The organism is Amycolatopsis sp. NPDC114503 (assembly GCF_055633655.1).
This window is the reverse complement of the sequence record NZ_JBVKDT010000004.1, coordinates 624048-644491: the sequence shown is the minus strand read 5'-3', so window position 1 is coordinate 644491 and position 20444 is coordinate 624048. Positions and strand designations below refer to the sequence as shown.

19 protein-coding genes are annotated in these 20444 nt (G+C 69.6%); 12 read left to right on the top strand and 7 right to left on the bottom strand.

The window, feature by feature from the left end:
* The first annotated feature begins 1 nt into the window (after position 1).
* A complete protein-coding gene (gene fxsT / locus ACZ7OI_RS20030; protein WP_470265691.1) occupies positions 2 to 4399 on the top strand; it encodes an FxSxx-COOH system tetratricopeptide repeat protein in 4398 nt (1465 codons plus the stop codon).
* Positions 4400 to 4402: 3 nt separating this feature from the next.
* On the opposite strand, the gene ACZ7OI_RS20025 is transcribed toward fxsT, so the two are convergent.
* Both ACZ7OI_RS20025 and ACZ7OI_RS20020 read right to left on the bottom strand, forming a co-directional pair.
* Positions 4403 to 6226, bottom strand: coding sequence for an HEXXH motif domain-containing protein (locus ACZ7OI_RS20025; RefSeq protein WP_470265690.1), 1824 nt, complete (start codon positions 6224 to 6226; stop codon positions 4403 to 4405).
* Complete coding sequence (locus ACZ7OI_RS20020; protein WP_470265689.1) at positions 6226 to 6423, bottom strand: hypothetical protein; 198 nt, start codon at positions 6421 to 6423, stop codon at positions 6226 to 6228. Before ACZ7OI_RS20020 ends, ACZ7OI_RS20025 begins: the two co-directional genes overlap by 1 nt.
* Before the next feature lie 274 nt (positions 6424 to 6697).
* On the opposite strand from ACZ7OI_RS20020, the gene ACZ7OI_RS20015 reads away from it, so the two are divergent.
* Entirely contained in the window at positions 6698 to 6970 is a 273-nt protein-coding gene (locus tag ACZ7OI_RS20015) for a hypothetical protein (protein ID WP_470265688.1), read from the top strand.
* Between the two features lie 378 nt (positions 6971 to 7348).
* Positions 7349 to 7558, top strand: a complete 210-nt coding sequence (locus tag ACZ7OI_RS20010; RefSeq protein WP_470265687.1) for a hypothetical protein — start codon at positions 7349 to 7351, stop codon at positions 7556 to 7558.
* Positions 7559 to 7640: 82 nt separating this feature from the next.
* Here ACZ7OI_RS20010 and ACZ7OI_RS20005 read toward each other — a convergent pair whose 3' ends face one another.
* Positions 7641 to 8531 (bottom strand): alpha/beta hydrolase, encoded by an 891-nt coding sequence (locus tag ACZ7OI_RS20005; protein ID WP_470265686.1) that lies wholly within the window; start codon positions 8529 to 8531, stop codon positions 7641 to 7643.
* 102 nt (positions 8532 to 8633) lie between these two features.
* Between ACZ7OI_RS20005 and ACZ7OI_RS20000 the strand changes: the two genes are divergently transcribed.
* The 3 genes from ACZ7OI_RS20000 (at position 8634) to ACZ7OI_RS19990 (ending at position 11563) form a co-directional block, all read left to right on the top strand.
* Positions 8634 to 9470, top strand: a complete 837-nt coding sequence (locus ACZ7OI_RS20000) for a helix-turn-helix transcriptional regulator (RefSeq protein WP_470265685.1) — start codon at positions 8634 to 8636, stop codon at positions 9468 to 9470.
* 649 nt (positions 9471 to 10119) lie between these two features.
* The gene (locus ACZ7OI_RS19995; RefSeq protein WP_470265684.1) at positions 10120 to 10941 is read left to right on the top strand and encodes an MBL fold metallo-hydrolase; all 822 of its coding nucleotides are present in this window, start codon (positions 10120 to 10122) and stop codon (positions 10939 to 10941) included.
* Positions 10942 to 11209: 268 nt separating this feature from the next.
* Complete coding sequence (locus ACZ7OI_RS19990) at positions 11210 to 11563, top strand: MFS transporter (protein WP_470265683.1); 354 nt, start codon at positions 11210 to 11212, stop codon at positions 11561 to 11563.
* A 285-nt stretch (positions 11564 to 11848) separates the two neighbouring features.
* On the opposite strand, the gene ACZ7OI_RS19985 is transcribed toward ACZ7OI_RS19990, so the two are convergent.
* Positions 11849 to 12700: a formate/nitrite transporter family protein gene (locus ACZ7OI_RS19985; RefSeq protein WP_470265682.1), complete on the bottom strand. Its 852-nt coding sequence runs from the start codon at positions 12698 to 12700 to the stop codon at positions 11849 to 11851.
* Positions 12701 to 12857: 157 nt separating this feature from the next.
* On the bottom strand, positions 12858 to 13628 hold the full coding sequence (locus ACZ7OI_RS19980) for a copper resistance CopC family protein (RefSeq protein ID WP_470265681.1): 771 nt from the start codon (positions 13626 to 13628) through the stop codon (positions 12858 to 12860).
* Positions 13629 to 13732: 104 nt separating this feature from the next.
* Between ACZ7OI_RS19980 and ACZ7OI_RS19975 the strand changes: the two genes are divergently transcribed.
* The 6 genes from ACZ7OI_RS19975 (at position 13733) to ACZ7OI_RS19950 (ending at position 17910) form a co-directional block, all read left to right on the top strand.
* Positions 13733 to 14350, top strand: coding sequence for a hypothetical protein (locus tag ACZ7OI_RS19975; protein ID WP_470265680.1), 618 nt, complete (start codon positions 13733 to 13735; stop codon positions 14348 to 14350).
* A 4-nt stretch (positions 14351 to 14354) separates the two neighbouring features.
* Positions 14355 to 15269 (top strand): copper resistance D family protein, encoded by a 915-nt coding sequence (locus tag ACZ7OI_RS19970; protein ID WP_470265679.1) that lies wholly within the window; start codon positions 14355 to 14357, stop codon positions 15267 to 15269.
* Positions 15270 to 15298: 29 nt separating this feature from the next.
* Entirely contained in the window at positions 15299 to 16318 is a 1020-nt protein-coding gene (locus tag ACZ7OI_RS19965) for a cupredoxin domain-containing protein (RefSeq protein WP_470265678.1), read from the top strand.
* Positions 16319 to 16386: 68 nt separating this feature from the next.
* Entirely contained in the window at positions 16387 to 16914 is a 528-nt protein-coding gene (locus tag ACZ7OI_RS19960; protein WP_470265677.1) for a hypothetical protein, read from the top strand.
* On the top strand, positions 16911 to 17552 hold the full coding sequence (locus tag ACZ7OI_RS19955; RefSeq protein ID WP_470265676.1) for a plastocyanin/azurin family copper-binding protein: 642 nt from the start codon (positions 16911 to 16913) through the stop codon (positions 17550 to 17552). Before ACZ7OI_RS19960 ends, ACZ7OI_RS19955 begins: the two co-directional genes overlap by 4 nt.
* 202 nt (positions 17553 to 17754) lie before the next feature.
* Entirely contained in the window at positions 17755 to 17910 is a 156-nt protein-coding gene (locus ACZ7OI_RS19950) for a hypothetical protein (RefSeq protein ID WP_470265675.1), read from the top strand.
* Between the two features lie 8 nt (positions 17911 to 17918).
* On the opposite strand, the gene ACZ7OI_RS19945 is transcribed toward ACZ7OI_RS19950, so the two are convergent.
* Together ACZ7OI_RS19945 and ACZ7OI_RS19940 are read right to left on the bottom strand one after the other, a co-directional pair.
* On the bottom strand, positions 17919 to 19157 hold the full coding sequence (locus tag ACZ7OI_RS19945; RefSeq protein ID WP_470265674.1) for an LppP/LprE family lipoprotein: 1239 nt from the start codon (positions 19155 to 19157) through the stop codon (positions 17919 to 17921).
* Positions 19158 to 19375: 218 nt separating this feature from the next.
* On the bottom strand, positions 19376 to 20425 hold the full coding sequence (locus ACZ7OI_RS19940) for a serine hydrolase domain-containing protein (RefSeq protein WP_470265673.1): 1050 nt from the start codon (positions 20423 to 20425) through the stop codon (positions 19376 to 19378).
* Positions 20426 to 20444 lie beyond the last annotated feature (19 nt).

Sequence of the window (20444 nt, the reverse complement as noted above, 5' to 3'; positions counted from 1 at the left end):
CATGGGCGTGCCGGGCGGTGCCCCCGCCTCGCGCTCCGTCCCGGCGGCGGAGCAGCGGGCGACCGACTTTCCCCAGAGCGGCCGGCGGTTCGAGTTCGAAGACCTGAACTGGACCGAGGTCGCGGACATCGTCTGGCTGGCAGCGGCCATCGCGCCCGCCTCTCCCGTGCGCGAGGATCGCGTCCAGGAGCCGGAACCGGCGGCCGAAGACGTGCGGATTCGCAACGCGCCTTCGGAACGCCGGGAGATCTCCCCGCCGCCCGAGCCGCGACGGTCCCCGATCGCCGACGTCCCGTCGCCGGGCGAGGACGGGGGCGAGGCGACCGGGATCGGCGTCGTGCGCGGCGAACTGCCCGAACCCGCGGTCGACGGCGCCGGGCCCGGCGGCGCCGCGCTCCTGGAATCGCTGGAGTACTTCCGGGCGCTGAGAACGTTGAAACGAGAGAAGCCCTCGCGGCGACACAACAATGTGGTCCTGGACGAAGAGGCGACCGCCGTCCGGGTCGCGGAGACCGGCCGGTGGTGGCCGGTCACCCGATCGAGAAAAGAGCGCTGGCTGGACCTGACGCTCGTCCTCGACAATGGGCCGTCGATGGCGCTGTGGCGCCCTCGTGTGTCCGCTTTCGTCGAATTGCTCCGGCAGGCAGGTGCTTTCCGCACCATTCAGGTCCGCCTGCTGGAAACAGCCAAGGACAACGGCCGGCAAGATCTCGTGATCCGCGGCGGCACGGCCGGCGCCGCCGCCCGCGACCCGAACGAGATCCTGGACGCGTCGGGACGGCGCGCGGTGCTGCTGCTGACCGACGGGGTCGGGGACACCTGGCAGAAGAAGGACGCGCTGTACCCGATTCTGGCGCGCTGGGGCGCGGCGATGCCGGTGAGCATCGTGCATCTGCTCCCGCGATGGCTGTGGGGACGCTGCGGGATGAACCCCCGCGAGGCCCGGCTGCGGGTCCCGAACGCGTTGGCCCCCAACGGCCGGTGGGCTTTCGACCTCGCCGACTCCTGGCTCGAGCCCGGTCCGCCGGCGCCCGCCGGCGTCGTGCCGGTACCGGTGCTCGAACTGCGCCCGCGCGCGCTGGAGTGGTGGGCCGGACTGATGACCGGCGAAAACGCCGCCGCCGAAGGCACGATCGTGCTTGCCGCGGAACGGACTTCCCGGCCTGATCCCCCCGACCCGCCGGCAGCTTTGTCGCCCGTCGAACGAGTGCACCAATTCCGCAGTGTCGCGTCGCCGCCGGCGCTACGCTTGGCCCAGGTGCTCGCGGCGGTACCGGTCCGACTCGACGTGGCGAAGCTGGTGGGACAACGGTTCGTGCCGGAAGCCGGACTGGAGCACCTCCTCGAACTTTTGCTTTCGGGGATCATGTACGCTCCCGGACTCAGGGAGGGGAAGTCCACTTGGGACACAGGTGGGGTCTTCGCTTTTCCCGAGGCAGTCCGGGAATTGCTGCTCAGCGGCGCGCGACGGTCGGAAACGGCCAGTGTCGTCCGAGTGGCCGCCACCCATTTCGGCGGCCGGATTCCGCTGCTCGGTCACCTCCGAGACGCCATCGCCGACCCGAACAACACGCCGGATCCTGTGCTCACCCAGGAGTCCTCGTCCGACGTCGAACTGGAAAGCGTCGTCATGCGCGCGCTGTCCGGGCCGTATCTGTCCCGCGCGGACCGGTTGCGGAATGTGGTTCAAGGCCGAAGTGCCGTCCTGTCCGGATCTGAATCAATCAAGAAATCAATCAAGAGTGAGAGCCCAAAGATGCCCGAGACGGCCGAACGTCCACCTGCCGCGACACCTGCGACGCAGGGACGCTCGCCTTACCTCAGCGAATCCGAAGCGAACGAGCCGACGACCCGGATCGTTCATCCCGCGACCGCGAGTACCTCGCGCACCTTCCCGGCGCGCCGGCCGGACGATCCGCCCTTGATCTTCGGGAACGTCCCGCCGCGCAACCCCAACTTCACCGGACGCGACGAGCTGCTCGACCAGCTCACCAAGCGGTTGAGCAGCGGTACCACCGCGGTGCTCCCGTCGGCGTTGCACGGTCTCGGCGGTATCGGCAAGACGCAGATGGCCGCCGAATACATCTATCGGCATCTCCAGGATTACGACCTGGTGTGGTGGATCGACGCCGCGCACACCACGCAGATCCGCGCGAGCCTCACCGAACTCGCCGGGGTCCTCGGTCTCCAAGGCGCGTCCGAGGCGAACATCGCGGTCCCCGCGGTGATCGAGGCGCTCCGCACCGGACGGCCGTTCCGCCGCTGGCTCCTGATCTTCGACGCCGCGGAAAGCCCGGAGACCGTGCTGCCGTTCTTCCCGCGCAACGGTCCCGGCGAAATCCTGGTCACCTCCCGGAACTCCGATTGGGCCGGCATCGCGCGCCCGCTCGAACTCGCGGTCTTCAAACGCGAGGAGAGCATCGAACTGCTCGGCCGCCGCGGACCGGAGATCGACCCGGACGACGCCGACGAACTCGCGGAGAAACTCGGCGATCTGCCACTGGCCGTCGAGCAGGCCGCGGCCTGGCGCGCGGTGACCGGGATGCCGGTGCAGGAGTATCTGCGCCTGTTCGACGAATCGGTCGAGGAAATCCTCAACACGGCGTCGGCTCCGGATTACGAGGTCTCCGTCGCCGCGGCGTGGAACGTCTCGTTCGAGGAGCTGAAGACCCGCAACCCGGCGGCACATCAGATCCTGCACATCTGTGCTTTCTTTTCCCCGGAACCGATTTCGCGTGAGCTGCTGACCGGGGTCAGCCGGGTGTCCATCTCCCCGGAGCTCGACGCTGCTCTTCGCGAGCCGATCAAGCTGGCTCGCGCCATCCGTGACATCAACCGGCACGGTCTCGCGAAGATCGACCACGGCAGCAACACCCTCCAGCTGCACCGTCTGGTCCAGCTGGTGCTGCGCAACCGGGTCATGGCTCCCCAGGTGCACGCGCGGATGCAGCACGGCGCGCATCAGCTGCTGGCCGCGCTCGACCCGAACGATCCCGAGTCCAGCAGGCACTGGCCGCGCTACCGCGAACTCCTGCCGCACGCGTACGCGGCGAACGTGCTGGACTGCGACGACGACTGGCCGCGTCAGCTGCACATCAACCTGATGCGCTACCTGTTCGAATACGGCGACCACGAAGAAGCCGCCCGCCTCGGGCTCGAGGCGCGGAGCCGCTTCACCGAAGTCCTCGGCCCGACCCATCCGCAGACGCTCGAAGTGTCCTCGCGGCTCGGGCTCTACCTGTGGTCGATCGGCCGCTACAGCGAGGCCGCCGAACTCAACCAGCGCACACTCGCGCTGCGCCTGCAGGTATCCGGCGAGGAGAACGAGGAGACCTTCGCTCTTCAGCGGAACATCACGATCGACCTTCGCGCGCGGGGGGATCTCGCCGCGGCGAACAAACTGAGCGAAGAGATCTACCACAAGGCCGAGCGCATGTTCGGCGAGGACGACCCGGAGACGCTGAACGCGGCGTTCCAGCACGGGATCAGCCTCCGGCTTTCCGGCGCCTACCAGGCGGCACTGGAACTCGACCAGGAAACGCACCGGCGGCGTACCGAGATCCTCGGCCGTGATCACGTCCGCACCTTCAGCGCGAACAGCGCGATGATCGTGGACCTGCGCGAGGCAGGCGAGTACGGTCAGGCCCGGGTCCAGCAGGAACGGCTCACCGAGACCTTCCAAGCGCGCTACGGCGAGGACCAGCCGGACTCCGTCACCAACTCCTTCCTGCTGTCGGTGGCTCGCCGGAAGGACGGCGACCACCCCGGCGCGCTGTACCTGTCGACGGACGCGCTCCGTCGGTTCCGGCTCGTCTACGGGGACGATCACGCCACCACGATGGCCTGCGCCCTCGCCCACTCGATCGATCTCCGGCACTCGGGCGACCTGGCGGCGGCGAAGAAACTCGGCGAGGAGACCTTCGACCGGTACCGGAACGGGCTCGGCGAGCACCACCCGCACACGCTGGCCGCCAGCGCCGACCTCGCGGTGACGTTGCGGCTCCAGGGCGACGTCGCGGCCGCACGCGTCCTCGACGAACGCGCCCTCGAGTACTTCCGCGCCGGCATCGGCCCGGATCACCCGTACGCGGTGATCGTCACGGTCAACCTGGCCAGCGAGCTGTCCGCGTCGGGTGAACTCGACAAGGCGATCGAGCTGGGCAGGGATGCCGTCGAGCGCGGCAGCCAAGTGCTCGGGGAGGACCACCCGACCACCTTGGCCGCGAGTTTCAACCTCGGCTTGGATCTCGCCGCCGCGGGCCGCACGGAGGAGGCGGCTCCCTTCCAGGACCCGATTTTGGGCAAGTACCGCCGGGTGCTCGGCGAGGCCCATCCCGGGACCCAGGCGGCGGTGCGCGGTGCTCGTGCCGACTGCGACATCGACCCCATGCTGATGTGAGGGTCAGCCCGAAACGAGCTGGCCGATCCACGCGGCGATCCGCTCCACCGACGGTGGCGGCGGAGCCAGCGTGCGCAACCGACGGTGCACCGCGCGGACGAGTTCCGGGCGGCGCAGCAAAGCGCGGGCGGCCGGGTCCGGACCTCGCGCGGAGAGCGTGAGGCCGAGCCCGGCCAACGAGGCCGGACGGTCGGGGTCCGTGGCGAGTTCCGCGCGATAGCCCGCTGCCGCCTCGGTGAATTCGCCTCGGGCGTAAGCGAAATCGGCGGCGGTGGCGCCGGGGACCGCGGGCCGTCCGGCCGGGTCGAGCGGTGGTGCGGCGTCACCGACGGTGAGCCGGATCAGATCGGTCCGCGCCGGGGACCAGGCGCCGTCCGGCACCGGTGTGGGCGGCAGATCGGTGGTGTGCAGGGTGGTGGGCGGTCGTGAACGGCCGCTCAGCCACGCTTCCGTCACCGCGGTGACCAGCGCCGGACTCGGGCGGAGATGACGGACGCGCCAGCCTGCGAGATGGTCCCGGCCGGCGGCGTCGGCCAGTTCGCTCGCCTCCGCCGGGACGCTCTCGTCCTGCCAGGGGCCGAGGCGTTCCGCGATACCGTCGAGGAAACGACGGCCCGCGTCGGTGAGAGTCGAGTCCGTCCGCAGCACCTGCAGGGTGCGCCAGGTTTGGCCGCGCCAATAGGCGTATTCGAAGGCCGAGCGCCGTGGCGTCAGACCGGCGTTGGCGAGCGCCCGCCAGAAGGCCGTCGCGCCGAAGAAGGCGTAGACCCCTTGCAGCGCACCGCTCAACGGCCGCGGATCGTCTCGCCAGGCGACGTAGATCCGTTCCCTCGGATCCGGCTCGTACAGTTCGACGAGGTGCAGCAGGCCGCCGAGCACGATGTGCTGGAATTCGTGGATCAGGGTCTCGGCGAGCGCCGCGCCGTCGGCGGGAAGGGCGACCACCGCGCTGCCGAAAGCCTCGCCGGTCGACGCGCTCGGATTCCGGAAGAGCACGTGCGGTTTGGGGACCAGCGTGGCCAGCCCCACCGGCATGATCCGGGCCAGCCCGGGCAGATGGGCGTCGATCAGACGGCAGGCCTCGTCGATCAGCCGTTGCCAGTCCGCGATGTCCTTGCCGGGCAGGCGATCCGGCGGGATCGGCTCGTAGAGTCCGCGATACGGGTCGAGGTCGTCGAGCCACAGCGAAAACCGGTGCGCGCCGACCTGGCTCCGCACCTGGCGGATTCCCCACCAGCCCGGGGCGTCGGAATCGGGCGCATCCGGGATGCGGACCGTCGTTTCGGCGTTCGATACGGAGTACCGGCCGGCCGCTCCTCGCACGACTGCCGAAGCGAACGTGCCGATGCCCGGGAATCTGGCCATGCCGAGGGACGGGAGCATCGCGTTGCCGTGCCACACCGGGATGGCGGTCTCGAAATCCAGCCCCGCCCGGATCGCCGCGGCCGCCGCGATCGCGTACGCGTGGCCCAGGTGCATCCACAAAGGACCGACGCCGTCGATTCCGTTGCGCAGCAAGCGAGTCGTGTAGCCCGCCCAGCTCCCGGTGTACGGATTGGTGAGCATCCGTTTGACCGCGCGCGGTTCCCTCGCTTCCGCTCGGCCGAGGAGCTCCCAGGCGGAATCCAGCGGCGGCAAGGGCCCTGAGTGGTCCGGGATCTTCGTGGCCTCGGTCAGCAGGGCGTGGATCAGGAGCTTGCGTCTGCTCCGCTCGGCCCGGCGCAGGCGGCGGGCCATCTCCTCGTCGCCGTCAAGGCGCGCGAGTGCGTCGAAATCCCGCCAGGGCAAGCGGTGGAACGCGGGGCCGGCCTCGGCTGGAGGTGACATCAGTCGATCCGCTCGCCACCTGTGGCGTTCCCGCTCCGGTAGCGTGCGTGCACATGCCTGGTGCGCTCGACGACGTGGTGCGCCGAATGGCGGAAGGCTTCGCTGTCCAGTTCCCGTAACGCGGTGAAAGAGACCGCGTCGAGATCGATCAACGCGGATTCGATGTCCGGTTCCGTACTGGCCGAGAAAGAACTCATCGTGCCGATTCCCTCCACCCCGTGGAACGGTTGCGAGAGTTGGACCTTGACAAGGATAGCCGAGATCTCGTGCCCGATCAGTCCTCTTCCGGAGGGGCGGCCAGTTCACCGAGCCGCGGGGCCCGGTGATGGCGACGCTGAGGGCCGTGCGCACCGCCCCCCGGTGCCGGAGTTCGTCGAGGCCGCGGATCGGGGTGGTGCGGGAGACGCGCGCGAATCCGGCCCGCTGCGGCCGGTCGCGGCAGTGCCTCAAGGAGCTTCTCCCTTCGGCACGATGAACGTACGCATCTCGTCGATCGCCGACATCGTGGCGGACCGGGGGAGACCGGACATGCCGGCGGACATCGCTCAGCATATCGAGCGCCCCAGTTTTGCGACCGGTCTTCCGGCGGCCGCACACCACGACCAAGTGGTCGTCCAGCAGACGTCGCAAGGTCGCGTGGCAGCCCGTGGGGCAAACGAAGCCCTGGAGAGCGGCCTGCGGGCGGCAGCCGAGCAGTTCCGGGTGACAGCGCAGCTGAAGGTCCCCGCCGGGGGCGAAGATTGAGGGGTACGGTGGAGGCTGGGCTGTGATCCCCGATTGGGGGGATCTTCCCCAACCCAAGGGATTTCGCCGCTCATGCTCACCGCTGACCTGCGTTTTCGCGGGTCAGCACACCGTTCGGCCCAGGAGGGCTCATCCTCCCGTGGCCGTCGGTTCGAGCCCGGCCCGGCGCACTCTGCCCTCCCTTTGCATAGGGTCTGAACTGCGAAACCAGGTCCAATGGCGATCTTGGAGCGAGTTCCGGCGGCGGGGCCGGAAGCTCTCGCGGAGGTGCTCGGGCCCGATGAAATCCGCGAGCTTGGTCGACATCTCGATGTTGACCCTGGAAATCGGGCGGCGGGAGCTGGGGCGGTATTTCGAATACCTCCGCACAACTCGGTCGTGATCGAGCTGGACCTCTTCAAGACGCAGCCGCAGGAGTGCCTAGCGAGGCAGGCGCAGGCGGCCGAACGGTACGTCCGGCACTGGCGGGAGACGGGCAAACGCAAGACCAAGCCCGTCTGGAGCACCGGCTGGCCGAGGGCGGAACCGCCTTTCGCGTTCGGGTCCGCGAGTTCGGCGACGAACCCGGCTCGGCGGCGACGTCCGTGACCGGTGGCGACGACGCTTCCTGGACAACCCCTGGCGCGGCTGAGGCTCGTGGGGCGGCAGGGAACCTCCTGCCGCCCCACGCTCACAGGTGCTTGCCGAAGAACTCCGCCAGCTTCTCCGCCGCCGCGCCGACCGCCGCCGCGCCGACCGCCGCCGGCCGGTCGTAAAGGTCTACATGGGACGCTCCGGCGACTCGGAACATCTCCTTCGGGCCGGTGGCCCGCTGGAACGCCTCGATGCTCATCCACGCGGTCTCGGCGCGGTCGCCTACGATCATCAGCAGCGGCCGCGGGCCGAGCAGCGAGAGCGGCGCGAAAGCGTCGAAGAACGCGAGCCGGTCGATGCTGTCACTGGTCAGCGTCTTGGCGGACCGGGGGTGCGCGCCACGCGGGGTGCAGTAGTACTCCCAGCCCTCGTAGGCGTGCTGGCCGGCGGCACGGGCTTCCTGTTCGTTCGCGGGGAAGACCGGCAGGCCGCCGGAATCGGTGCGGGAAGCGGTCAGCATCGCGTCGAACACCGCCGGGTTCTGGGTTCCGTCGGCGCCCAGGCGCAGCTGGCGGGAGACATCGGCGGCACTGACCGTGGCGACGGCTCGCACTCGGCGGTCGGTGGAGGCGGCGGTCAGCGAGTAGCCGCCGGACGCGCAGATGCCGAGCAAACCGATCCGGGCGGCGTCGATGTCCTCTCGGCTGGTCAGGTAGCTGACGGCGGCTTTGAAGTCCTCGACTCGCTGAGCAGGGTCTTCGAGTCCGCGCGGCAGGCCTTCGCTTTCGCCCTGGTAAGCGGCGTCGAAGGCGAGAGCGGCATAGCCGTGCGCAGCCATCAGTTCGGCGTACGAGCCCGCGGTCTGTTCCTTGACACCGGTGCCCGGGTGCCCGACGACCAGGGTGGGGTGCGGGCCAGGGGTGTCCGGGAGATAGAGGTGGGCGGCGATGCGGAGGTTGTTGCTGGGGAAGGAGACGTCGTTTCGCATGCCTTCAGTTTCGGCGCGGTCCAGGGCCGCGAACCAGGGACAGTGTCGCCTATGCACCCCAGTACCAGGCAAGCAGTTCGACCCACCCTGCACACTGGTGACATGGCAAGCGAACTGGGCGACTTCCTGCGTGCCCGCCGAGCGGCGCTCGATCCGCGGCAGGCCGGGTATCCGGACGACGGACGGCGACGGCGTGTCCCCGGATTGCGCCGCGAGGAGCTGGCTCAGCTCGCACACCTCAGCATCGATTACATCGTGCGTCTCGAGCAGGGCCGCACGAACCGCGTTTCCCGGTCGGTGCTCGACGCGCTGGCCGATGCCCTGCAACTCGCGCCGGACGAGCGCGCGTACCTCTTCACGGTCGCTGACGTCGCGCCGGTCTCGCCGCGGCCCCCGATCCGGCCCGAGGTCGCGCCCCGGTTGCGGCAGTTGCTGGACACGATGCGCGACATTCCGGCCATGGTGCTGCACCGCCGCATGGACGTGCTGGCCTGGAACCGCGGGAGCGCCGCATTGCTGACCGATTTCGGGAAGCTGCCGGCGGCCGAAAGAAATCTGATCCGGCTGACCTTTGTGGACGAATCGTTTCGGTCGTTGTACGCGGACTGGCCGCGTGCCGCGCGCGAGTGCGTTTCGGTGCTGCGGATGGAAGCCGGCCGCACGCCGCACGATCCGGCGTTGAGCGCGCTGGTCGGCGAGCTGAGCGTGCGGGACCCGGATTTCCGGCGGTGGTGGGCGGATCACCAGGTGCGCGGGCCGCGCGCGCTGTCGAAGGTCTATCGCCATCCGGTGGCCGGGAAGCTCGAACTCGACGTCCAGCAGTTCACAGTGGACACTCATCCGGAGCAGCTGCTGGTCGCCTACACCGCGGAACCGGACTCGCCGAGCGAGGAGGCGCTGCGGTTCCTGCTGCAATGGTCTCCCGAGCGAGCTCGCTGAAACTCGGGGAGCAGCGCGGGTTCTCATGAGTTGGGCCACGGTCACTGCCGACCGGACAGCCGGGGCCTCTTCCTTAAGCCGAACACGACCTCGCCAGTTTCCTTGCGCTGCCAGCCGAATCGCGCAAAGCCAGGTCTCGAGCGAAGACGCGGCAGCACGGCGCGCGTGGCATCGAGCCGAGGAGGTCGGTGACGTCTCCGAGGTTCGTGTGTCCGCTGTTGAGCAGGACGAGGATCTGGCGGCTGGTCGGGTCGAGCATGGTGAGGAAGTCGGCGAATCGGATCTTGACTTTCGAGCGGGGGCGGGCTGGTGGCGTACCGACAGCAGGGCGGCTCCTGGACTAGATACGTCGAACTCGGGTGGAGAGAGATCGAAAAGGTGTACTTCACGGCGAGTGGGTACGATTCCGCTGTTGCCCTGTACGCGAACACGAGCCGTGGCAAGCGCAAACAGCATTTGGTGGACTCTCGGCAGTTGAACGGCGGGCAGTGGAGCGAACTTGCGTCGGTCGTCGAAGCTGCTGCTCCGCTTGCGCGCGCCGCTGTGGGCTGATCTCGCTTCGACAATCGACGGCTTTCCACTTGTGTCCAAAGCAGTTCCTGGACGACCGGTTGACCTCTAGCTATCTAGAGGTTTGAGAATCGCGGTCATGACACTATGGATCTGCGACCGATGCGGCATCGAGCAGCCCGGCTCCCCGGAGCCCCCGCACTGCGTGATGGACCGCGGCGAGGTCGGCATCGAGGAGCGCGGGGATCTGGGCCCGCATTCCGGGAGCTGGCGCACTCACGAACAGCTCGCCGCCGAACCGCATGCGGTGCGGCAGCGGGATCACGGCCGCGGGGTGCACAGTCTGAGGCGGGAACCGGTGGTGGGCATCGGGCAGTGGTCGTTCGTCGTGCGGACCGCGCGGGGGAACGTCCTGTGGGATCCGCCGACCTCCATCGAACCGGACACGCTCGCCGCGGTCCGGGCGCTCGGCGAGGTCGCCGCGGTGGCGACCAGCCACCCGCACATGTTCGCCGCCCAGGTCAGCTGGAGTCACGCGTTCGGGCGGATTCCGGTGCTGGTGAACGCCGCGGGCCGGGAATGGCTGGGCCGCACCGACCCGGTGCTCGAGTTCTGGACCGAGCACGCCGAGCCGGTGCCCGGGGTCGAGCTGATCCAGGTCGGCGGCCACATGCTGGGCAGCGCGGTGCTGCGGACCCCGGACGGCACGATCCTGTCCGGCGACACGATCAGCGGCGGCCTGGCGCCGAACTGGGTGTCGTTCCAGCGCAATTTCCCGAAGCACATCCCGCTGTCCGCCGCGGTGGTCCGGCGGATCGTGGACCGGCTCGACGGCTGGTCCTACGACCGGTTGTACACGCTCGGCGGCGACACCGTCGACGCAGAGGCAAAGGCCGTTGTGCATCGTTCCGCCGAGGCGCATATCCGGTGGGTCAGCGGTGAATTCGACCATCTGACCTGACCGGAGGAATGGGCTTACTGGAGAGTGGCTGCCAGCTGCGAGCCACTCTCCAGGTTGCGCCTGCTTCGGCTGTCATTGCCTCATGGCCGGGAGATCCGCTCCCGGCCACGCTGGATCGCACGTCACGATCGTCTCCTCACGCCAGCGCCCGCAGCGGGGTTAGCGCGATAGTCCGGCTAGGACGCTGGCAGCCTAGCCGACAGCATGAGCGGCTCCCGGCACCCGGTTTCCGTCGGACGTCTCAGGCGAGCGCGGATGTCTGGGAGGAATGCGAACGAACCGCTGGCGCGGCAATCCTTGGGCGGTGCTGGTGACGCTCAGCCTGGGATTTTTCCTGACCCTGCTGGATTTGACGGCGGTCAACGTCGCGATCCCGAGCATGAGCGAAAGCATGGGCGCCTCGCTGGACGAGGTCTTGTGGGTGATCTACATCCTCGTCCTCGCCGCGCTGCTGATCGCGTTCGGCAGGCTGGGGGACGTGTTCGGACCGCGCACCATGTTCGTCGCGGGCACCGCGGTGTTCACGGCGGCGTCCGTCCTGTGTGCGTTGTCGCGAGATCCGGCGCAGCTCATCGCCGCTCGGGCGGTGCAGGGGCCGCCGCGTTGGCGCCCCAGACGATGACGATCAACTGGGCTTCGCGCTCGGCGGTTTCGCGCCGTCGATCGCCGCGGCTCTTGCCGGAGCGGACTTGAAGAACTGGCTGCCGGTCGCCGGTCTGACCGCCGGGGCGGCGGTGGCGGCGGGGCTCGCGGTGCTGACCATGCGCGAGACTTGCCGGACGCCGCTTGAAGAACTGGGTCACCGCGCGCGGCGGACGAAAGCCGGGCAGTGGCGGCCTGACACGTTTCCGGAAACGCCGACGCTGCGACAGACTCATCGTCTGCCGCAGCGTCGGAGGGAGCTCGGTCAGCTGCCAGCCGCGGCGAGTTCTTCCGGGGCGGGCGCCGCGGCGGGGCGTTCCGGGCGGGATCGCTTGCCCAGCAGGGCGTAGGCGGCTCCGACCAGAACGCCGCCGCCGACCAGGTTGCCCAGGCCCACGAACAGCAGGTTGCGGCCGAACTCGCCGACGGTCGCGCCGGGAACGCCGTCCATCAGGCCGAGCGAGAACGTCGTCATGTTGGCGACCACGTGCTCGAATCCGGAGCTGACGAAGGCCAGCAGGCACCAGAAGATCAGCGCCAGCTTGGCCCCGTCCGACTTCGTGCGCGCGGCCATCCACACGGCGAGGCACACCAGGAAGTTGCACAGCACACCGCGGAAGAACAGTGCGCTGGCGGACTCCGCGGCTTTCGTCTTGACCAGGCTCGCGAGCAACGCCGCTCCCGGCCCGGCGTGGCCGCCGGTGCCGCCGATCGACAGCACCCCGCCTTCGTGGACGAGCCACGCGAACACGATCGAACCGAGCAGGTTGCCGACGAACGACACCACGATGACCGCGGCCGCCGCGCCGACGCCGCGGCGCCGGGCCAGGACGCCCTGGACCATGGTCATCATGTTGCCGGTGGACAGTTCCGCGCCGGCGAACACGACGGCGGTCAGGGCGATTCCGAACACCAGCCCCTGGACCACTTTGGTCCAGGGGGAACTCGCCGCGTTGAGCGGCCCGGTCGCGGAAAGCAGCAGTACGACCGCCACCCCGATGAACGCCCCGGCGAGCATCGAGCTCACCAGGTACCGGCCGGGGCGGCGCAGGTCGTCGATCTTCCCGTCGGCGACGTCTGCTTGCAGGTCGAGGGCATCGGACACGGGAATCGGCATGGGACAAAGCCTTCCGGTGAGGTCAGGTACCCGGGCATTCGACCGCGCGGATTCTTCGTCCCGGTAGCGCGGTGATCAGCACCGGGTATCCGAGTGCGCACAGCCTGAGGCCCGCGCGGGTGAATTGCCGCGCCGAGGCCCATTTCGGACAGTCCGCTCAGTCCCGCTCGGGACCTCGGCTGATGCGTGCCGCGACGATTCCGCCCGCGATCAGCAGCACCGCGACCGCGGCGATCCATACCCAGACCGGTATCCCGCCGCTCGCTTCGTTGCTGGCGGCGGCCGGTGCGGCGTGCGCGGCCTGCGTCGCGGGCGGGGGAGCGGCGAGCGGCGCGACTCCGCTGCCTGCCTTGGCGAGGGTGAAGGAATAGGAGCCGGACACCGGATGCCCGTCGGCGGACACGACGCGGTATTCCACGGTGTATTTCCCGGCCGGGCCGAGTGGTTTCACGGGCGCGGAAAGGGTCGGGCCGGCGACTGTGGCGGCCGACGACTCCCAATGCGTCGCGCCGTCCGGTCCGAGTACGGCCAATTCGGTGAAACCGCGGTCCAGCGGTTCGTTGAAGGTGAGCACTACTTTCCCGGGTGCCGAGGAGAGTTCGGAATCCTTCGCGGGTGTGCTCGATTCCAAAAAGCTGTGCGCCTCGGCTGCCGAGGTGGGGAAAAACGTTGCCAAGAGAATGAAGGCAATTACCGCGAGGACGCGCACGAGAAGCGCGCGCGGGCCCGGCTGGCGGCGGACGGGGGCGGAAATCCCGCATGATGGTCGCATGAACCCTGCTTCGCTGAGGGGACAGGTGTCGGAACGAGATGGTTTCGGCGCCGCGTTGTCGGCGGCGGGTCGAAGGCGAAACGGGAAGGTTAAATAGTTCTCACTGCCGGTCGCGGTGGCGAATTCACTGCTTGCCGGTTGTTGTTCGGAGATCAATTTTACGCTCCGGTCACGATTCAGTCGCCTGCCGAAACGCGCGGTTTGATGTGGTGCTCCCCGTCGTGATCCGGCCGGGTCGGCGGCAGGCGTCGGGGAAGGAAATGCTTGTGGTGGCTTCAGTGGGACGCGGACCGCGGCGGGACCAGGTGGTCGCGGCCTGTCTGGCGGGCGCGGTCGTGGTCGTGGTGGGGTATGCCTCGGGAATCGGGTTGAAGACGACAGCGGCGAGCGGTCCGGTCTCTTCGGATCAGCCTCCGGCACAGGCAGCGCCCGCGCCGCAACCGGTTCTGCCCGACGGCGAACTGCCTCCCCCTGGCGCCGTGCAGACGATGCCGCCGATGCCCGCCGGCGGGATCCCGCCGGGCGACGCACCTCCAGCGGCTCCGGTGGCCGACATGCCGCCCGGCGAAGTCCCGCCGCCGACCGGGGGTCTCCCGCAGCCGTCCGGTGCTCCGATGCCGCCCGCCCCGCCGGAAACACCGCCGCAGACTCCGCCGGACACTCCTCCGCCGACGGGGACGCCGACGTGCCGGCCCGGCGCGGTCCAGCCGGTGCTCGACACGGTGAGCGGGCTGCCGCTCGTCGGCGGTCTGACGACCGGGCTCGCGGTGACCGGGCCGGACGGGCTCCTCGCGACGCTCATCGGTTCCTGCCCGGCAGCTCCGGCGCCACCCGCGGGATCCCCGGCCCCCGCGGCGATTCCGTCGAGCGGCGGCTGAGCCCATGGACCTCGGTTCCGCGAAATTCTGGTACGTCCTCGCGCGCTGCGTGGACTATTCCGGGCTCGCATTGTTCGTCGGCGGGCTGTTCTTTCTCGCGCTGCTGTGGCCCGCTGGAGCGGACCATCGCCGGGCGCGCGGTGTGCTGGTGACCGGTTGGGTGCTCGGGTTCGCCGGGACAGTGGCCGGGCTCGGGTTGCAGGGCGCGTGGGTGGCACAGCGGTCCCCGGCGGATCTGGTCGATCCGGATCTGCTCGGCCAGGTCCTCGACAGCCAGTTCGGCCGGATCTGGTTCGCCAAGGCGCTCGTGTGGGTGCTCGCCGGAGTGGTGCTCGCCGATGTGCTGCAACGCGGCCGCCGGGCCGCGAGTTCAGTGGCGTGGCGGGTCGGCGCGGGTGTGGTCGCCGCCGGGCTGCTGCGCACGACCGGCCTGACCGGGCACTCCGCGGAAAGCGCGCATCCGCTGCTGAGCCAGCTCGCGGATTTCGGGCACCTGGCGGGAATCTGCGCGTGGGTCGGCGGGCTCGCGATGCTGCTGTTCGGCGTGCTGTCCCGGCGCGATCCCGGCGAGCTCGCCGAAGTCGTTCCCCGCTATTCGAAACTCGCCTTGACGTCGGTGCTCCTGGTGATCGTCGCGGGGGCCGTGCTCGCGATCGGGACGCTCGGCGACGTCGGGCGGGTGTTCACCACCGGCTACGGCCGGATCCTGCTGACGAAACTCGCGGCGCTCGCGGTAGTGCTGCTCTTCGCCCAGGCCAGCAAAAGCTGGGTCGCGCGCCGGCTCGACTTCGCGGTGGTGCTGCGCGGAGACGCCGGCGCGGTCCGTCCCTTCGTCTATTCCGTCGCCGCGGAAGCCACGCTCGTCGTCGTGGTGCTGTTCGCGGCGAGCCTCCTCGTCACCGCCAGTCCCGGCCGGTGAACGTCCCACCCCGGAAAGGAATCTCCTTGATGGACAACCCGGAACCCACCTCTGCCGCCGCCGGAACGCGGCCGGAAGGCCCGCCCGAGGCGGCTCGCCGGCGCCGGTGGCCGATCGCGGTCGCGGTCGTCGCACTGGCGCTGGCCCTGGTCAGTCTCACCACCTTGCGCACGGGACAGCAGACGGCCCCGGTCGCCGCGCCGGCCTCGCCGCAAGTCGACCTCGCGGCGCTGGCCAAGCAGAGCCCGCTCGCGGTCCCGCTTTACCAGGGACTGGCGCAGCGGCAAGGCGGCGCTGCGGCACCGGCCGCGGCGGAGGGCCCGGCGGCGGGCTCGGCCAAGTCGGTCGAGATGAGCGGGTACAAGTTCTCGCCGGCCAGCTTGACCATCTCCGCGGGCGACACGGTGACGTGGACCAACCACGCTTCCGCGCCGCACAACGTCGTCGTCACCGACGGGCCGGAGAAATTCACGTCGCCGACCATGCAGACCGGCGGCACCTTCTCGCACACCTTCACCAAGGCGGGCACCTACTCCTACTACTGTTCGATCCACCCGGACATGAAGGCGACCGTGACCGTCCAGGGCGCGCCCGCCCCGCCGCCGTCTTCGCCGACCGCCCCGCCGTCGTCGTCCTCGGCTCCGACCGCGCCGTCCAGCCCGACGCATCCGATGCCGATGCCCACCGACGCCCCGCCCGGAAACTGCGTGCCCAAGGGTGTGCTGCAGCCGATCATCGACCACGTCAAGGCCGCGCACCTGGAGGAGCCGCCGGGCCAGCAGGTCACCGATCTGCTGAATCTGGACCAGTACATCAAAACGCACACCGTCTGGCTGGAAAGCGTGCTCAAGCCCGTGCTCGACGGTTCGGCCGACAAGGTCGTCACCGACACGCTCGCGCCGATCATCGCGCACATCAAGGCCGCGCATCTCGAGGAGTCGCCCGGCCAGCAGGTCACTGACCTGCTGAATCTGGACCAGTACATCAAAACGCACACCGTCTGGCTCGAAAGCGTCCTGACGCCGCTGCTGAACCAGGCGTCCTGCTGAGGCGTGCCGACCCGGTCCGGGGCGGGCCGCCGCGCCCGCCCCGGACCACCTCGACCCCGGAGGACTTCGTGCCCACTGACACCCGGTTCCTGCCCTCGGCCGGCGCCGCCGACTCCTCTGACCACACCGCCCACGCCGCCCACCGGATCCGGCCCGACCGCTGCGTCCTGGAGCTGACGCAGCGGCTGCTCGGGATTCCCGTGCTGCGCGGGCGATTGACGGTCCGCCGGGCGACGTTCGCCCGCGATCCGGAAGGCAGCAGCCTCACCGCCGAAATCGACGGTTCGTCGTTCCGGTCCGCCTTCCCGCTTCCGGCCGCGCTGGTCACCCGGGAACTGGGCGAGGTGTGGTTCACCGGCGAAGAGATCGCCGAACGCCCGCCGATCGAGTTCGCCGGACGACTCGGTTTCGGCGACTCGTCGCGCGATCTGGTGCTCGGCGGCGAACTTCGCGAGGCCGGACCGGATCGCGTCATCCTGTGGCTGCGCGGGACATTGCCGCCACCACGCCGTCCACTGAGGACCGTTGGCTGGTTCGCGCGACTGCTCGTCCGCCGGCCGATCCGCGTCGAGTTCGCTGGGGAGTTCGTGCAGTGAAACGTTTTCTCGCTCTGCTGGCCGCCGCGGTACTGCTCACGCTCGCCGCTCCCGTGACGGCTCCGGCCGCGGCGGCGGCCCAGACCGTGATGATGCAGGACTACGCCTACTCGCCCGCGTCGATCACCGTGCACGTCGGCGATACTGTGACGTGGACCCAGCACGACACCGCTCCGCACGACGTGGTCACCACCAGCGCGCCCGTCGCGTTCCGCAGCCCGCAGCTGTCCCAGGGCCAAAGCTGGAACTACACCTTCCGCACCCCCGGCACTTACTCCTACTACTGCTCGGTGCACCCGGACATGCGAGCGCAGGTCATCGTCCAGCCGGCGGCCACCCAGCCGCCGCCTCCACCTCGGGCGCCTTCCGCCGCACCCGCTTCGCGTGCCGCTCCCAGCCGTACCGCCGTGGCAGCGCCTCCTGTGGTGCCGACTGCTACGACCCCACCGTCCACAGTGGCCACTTCGGCGGCACCGAGCCAGCCAGGTGTGGCGGCGGCCCCTCCGCCGTCGGCTGCGGCGCCGCCGGTCGCTCAGGCTGCCGCGACCACTAGCCTCGACCCCAAGCTGCTCGTCGCCGGTCTCGTGACGGCGGTCGCGATCGGCTGCCTCCTGCTCGTGAGTTCGCGGAAAGCTTGACCGCGGCGAGAAACGGGCCGATCGGAGGGGGTCAAGCGGCTTCGCATCTTGGCGGCTATGTCTGGGATTTTCTTCCGGACACCATCGACGAGTACGGCCCTCAGGCGCAGCACTATCTCCGCGCGGTGGCGATCCCGCAACGGACGAGTTTGCTGGATCCGGCGGGCCTGCTCACGGCGGGCCGAGTCGCGACTTCGCTGTCGTGGGCCGTTACGGTCTGGAGTTCAGCCAGGTGATCCTCGGCGTGGACGACGGGAATCCTGCGGTGCTGGAGGCGATGATCGAGGATCTCCTTCGGAAACGCGCCGATCCGAAGCTGCCGGAGCGAGTGCGCGACCGAGCCGAAGGTCGTCGCTGAGCTTCAGGTCAGCGACGGCTCGAGTTCGCGGTGGGGTCGGCGGGCGGTATCGCGTCGAGGGGGACGAGGCGGGTTCCGGTCCAGTGGTAGCGGACCGTCGCCGAGTTGGCGGTGGGGCAGCACTGCGGGTCTTCGGCGTTGTAGAGCTCGTAGGAGAGGGCGATGGTGGTGTCGGTGGACCACGCTTCCTGGATGCCGGCGCTGTCGACCGAGGTGTCGGTGCCGAGGTATTTGCCGTCGTGGAAGAAGAAGGCCCGGTTCGCGTAGCCGTCGGCCGACTCGGCGATGGTGGCGAGGATGACCTGCAGGCCGTCGGCCGATTCCCAGGAGGTGCCTGGATAGGGGCGGTATCCCTTCGCCTGGACGACCGCTTCGGCGTCGGCGAGGGTGTTGCGCGGGGCAGCCGGTGAGTCTGAATCCTCGGTCGCGGTGGAGGTCGGGGTGCTGGACTGCGGGTCGCTGCTCGGCTGCGGGTCGCTGGTGGACGGTGCCGGGAGAACGGGTTCCGGCGACGCGGGAACGGCCAGGGCCGGTGCGGGCGGGTCCGTCGTGCTGTCCGCAGTGGAGCGGGTAGCTCGGTCGATGCCGGTGGCGGCGGTCAATCCCAGCGTGGCGACCACGATCGCGACCGCGCAGGCAATGCTGGAGAAGACGGCATGGCCGGAGGCTCGCGGCGGTCGGGTTACAGGCCGCGGCACCACTGCGCCGGCGAGCATGAAGAGCGCGCCGATGACGCTGGCCCAGGGGCCTAGCCCGATATGCAGGAGGCCGCCGGAGTTGGCGAGACCGCTCAACAGGCTGACGAGGAGCAATCCGCCCAGGATTCCGGAGACGCCGAACAGGACGAAGCCGGTCGCTCGGGCTGCGACGCCCTCCCGCAGCACGACAGCCGAGACGATCGCGGCGACCCCGCAGACCACCAGCGCGACGGGAAGGAAGACGAGCGGCACGGTCCGGCTGCTGGCCAGGCGAGCGACGTCGAACAGGCTCGCGTTCCCCAGCAGCATGACCTGAAACCACGGCAAGACCGGTGACACCCCGACCAGCACGCCGCCCGCGGCCAGCCCGGTCGCGGCGGCGAACCGCCGGACGTTCTCGCCCGGCGTGGCCGCCGGAGCCAGCCGGTTTCCGCATCGCCAGCACCGCACCGAGCCTGCCGGGACGGGTTGTGCGCAGTACGGGCACGGGAACGCGGCGGGCGGAGCGCCCGGCCACGGCGCGGGGCCGCCAGAATGGGAATCGGTCATCGCTGCACTCCTCGTCTGTACCAAGACAGACGGCGGAATCCTGGATCGCGTTACCGAGCCTTCAAATACTCGTGCCGCTCGATCGTTTCACGCCCGGCACGGTGGAGCGGTTGCGCCGTCCGCGAGACGCCGGGGTCCGAGAAGCTCGCGATGTCCCCGCGGCGGCGGTCGCCACGGTCTGAGCCCGGCTCTCCGGCCGGGCCCAGACCGAGCTTCGCTCAGGCGCAGATCACCTTGTCGATCAACGAGTAGAAGGCGGCATCGGAGGGTCCGCGCCCGAGCGTCAGCGACGCTTCCACCCGGCGCTTCCCGTCCGCGCTGGTGAACGCGATCGTCCCGTATCCGGGAATCCCGCCGGTGTGCCCGAAAACCGGGATCCCGCACGGCGTGGTCCGGATCTGCAACCCCAGCCCGTACTCCTCGGCCGCCGATCGCGGGGCGGTCATCTGCTTCAGCAGTGCCGGGGGCACCAGCCGCCCCGCCGCGAGCGCCTGGACGAATTTGTCCAGGTCCGCGGTGGTGGAGATCATCTCGCCCGAGGCGCCGGCGATGCTGGGGTTCAGTTCGGTGACGTCGGCCAGCTGCCCGTTCATTTCCTGGTACCCGTGTGCGTGCCGGCCGGGAATCCGGGTGCGGTCGCCGGGAATCACCGTCTGGTGCATGCCGAGCGGGCGCAGGATCCGCTTGGCCGCCTCGTCGCCCCACGCATGCCCGGTGGCCCGTTCGACGAGCATGCCGAGCACGACGTAGTTGGTGTTGGAATACGAGAACTTGCTGCCCGGCGGGAAATCGAGCGGCCGCGCGGTCGCGATGGCCACCAGCGACTCCGGCGAATGGTGCTGGTAACGGATTTTCTCCAGGTCGGTGCCCTTCAGCGAGATCGTCCGGAGATAGTTGTAGAGCCCGCTGGTGTGCTGCAGGAGCATCCGCACGGTGATCTCGTTGCCCTGCGGCAGGAGTCCGGGCAGGTACTTCTCCACCGGGGTGTCCAGCCCGAGCCGGTGTTCGGCGACGAGTTGCAGGACCACAGTGGCCACGAACGACTTGGTCGTGCTGCCGATCCGGAACCGGCCGGTGGGCGAGACCGGCTTTCGGGAGTCCAATTCGGACACTCCGGCGGACACGGTACGAGAGTGTCCGTCGTGGACTGAACGGATCTGCACGCCGGTCGCGCCGGCCGCGACCGTTTCCTGCGCGACGGTGCGAAGGGGGTCAGCCGCGGTCGGTGCGGAGGGAGCGAGCAGGGCAGCGGTCAGGACGAAAGGCATAGTGGTAAGCATTGGTTTC

What these genes read in the sequence shown, in the direction of transcription:
- fxsT (WP_470265691.1), top strand. Translation starts at nt 2, where the DNA reads ATGGGCGTGCCGGGCGGTGCCCCCGCCTCGCGCTCCGTCCCGGCGGCG.
- ACZ7OI_RS20025 (WP_470265690.1), bottom strand. Translation starts at nt 6,226, where the DNA reads ATGTCACCTCCAGCCGAGGCCGGCCCCGCGTTCCACCGCTTGCCCTGG.
- ACZ7OI_RS20020 (WP_470265689.1), bottom strand. Translation starts at nt 6,423, where the DNA reads ATGAGTTCTTTCTCGGCCAGTACGGAACCGGACATCGAATCCGCGTTG.
- ACZ7OI_RS20015 (WP_470265688.1), top strand. Translation starts at nt 6,698, where the DNA reads ATGAACGTACGCATCTCGTCGATCGCCGACATCGTGGCGGACCGGGGG.
- ACZ7OI_RS20005 (WP_470265686.1), bottom strand. Translation starts at nt 8,531, where the DNA reads ATGCGAAACGACGTCTCCTTCCCCAGCAACAACCTCCGCATCGCCGCC.
- ACZ7OI_RS20000 (WP_470265685.1), top strand. Translation starts at nt 8,634, where the DNA reads ATGGCAAGCGAACTGGGCGACTTCCTGCGTGCCCGCCGAGCGGCGCTC.
- ACZ7OI_RS19995 (WP_470265684.1), top strand. Translation starts at nt 10,120, where the DNA reads ATGACACTATGGATCTGCGACCGATGCGGCATCGAGCAGCCCGGCTCC.
- ACZ7OI_RS19990 (WP_470265683.1), top strand. Translation starts at nt 11,210, where the DNA reads ATGCGAACGAACCGCTGGCGCGGCAATCCTTGGGCGGTGCTGGTGACG.
- ACZ7OI_RS19985 (WP_470265682.1), bottom strand. Translation starts at nt 12,700, where the DNA reads ATGCCGATTCCCGTGTCCGATGCCCTCGACCTGCAAGCAGACGTCGCC.
- ACZ7OI_RS19975 (WP_470265680.1), top strand. Translation starts at nt 13,733, where the DNA reads ATGCTTGTGGTGGCTTCAGTGGGACGCGGACCGCGGCGGGACCAGGTG.
- ACZ7OI_RS19970 (WP_470265679.1), top strand. Translation starts at nt 14,355, where the DNA reads ATGGACCTCGGTTCCGCGAAATTCTGGTACGTCCTCGCGCGCTGCGTG.
- ACZ7OI_RS19965 (WP_470265678.1), top strand. Translation starts at nt 15,299, where the DNA reads ATGGACAACCCGGAACCCACCTCTGCCGCCGCCGGAACGCGGCCGGAA.
- ACZ7OI_RS19945 (WP_470265674.1), bottom strand. Translation starts at nt 19,157, where the DNA reads ATGACCGATTCCCATTCTGGCGGCCCCGCGCCGTGGCCGGGCGCTCCG.
- ACZ7OI_RS19940 (WP_470265673.1), bottom strand. Translation starts at nt 20,425, where the DNA reads ATGCCTTTCGTCCTGACCGCTGCCCTGCTCGCTCCCTCCGCACCGACC.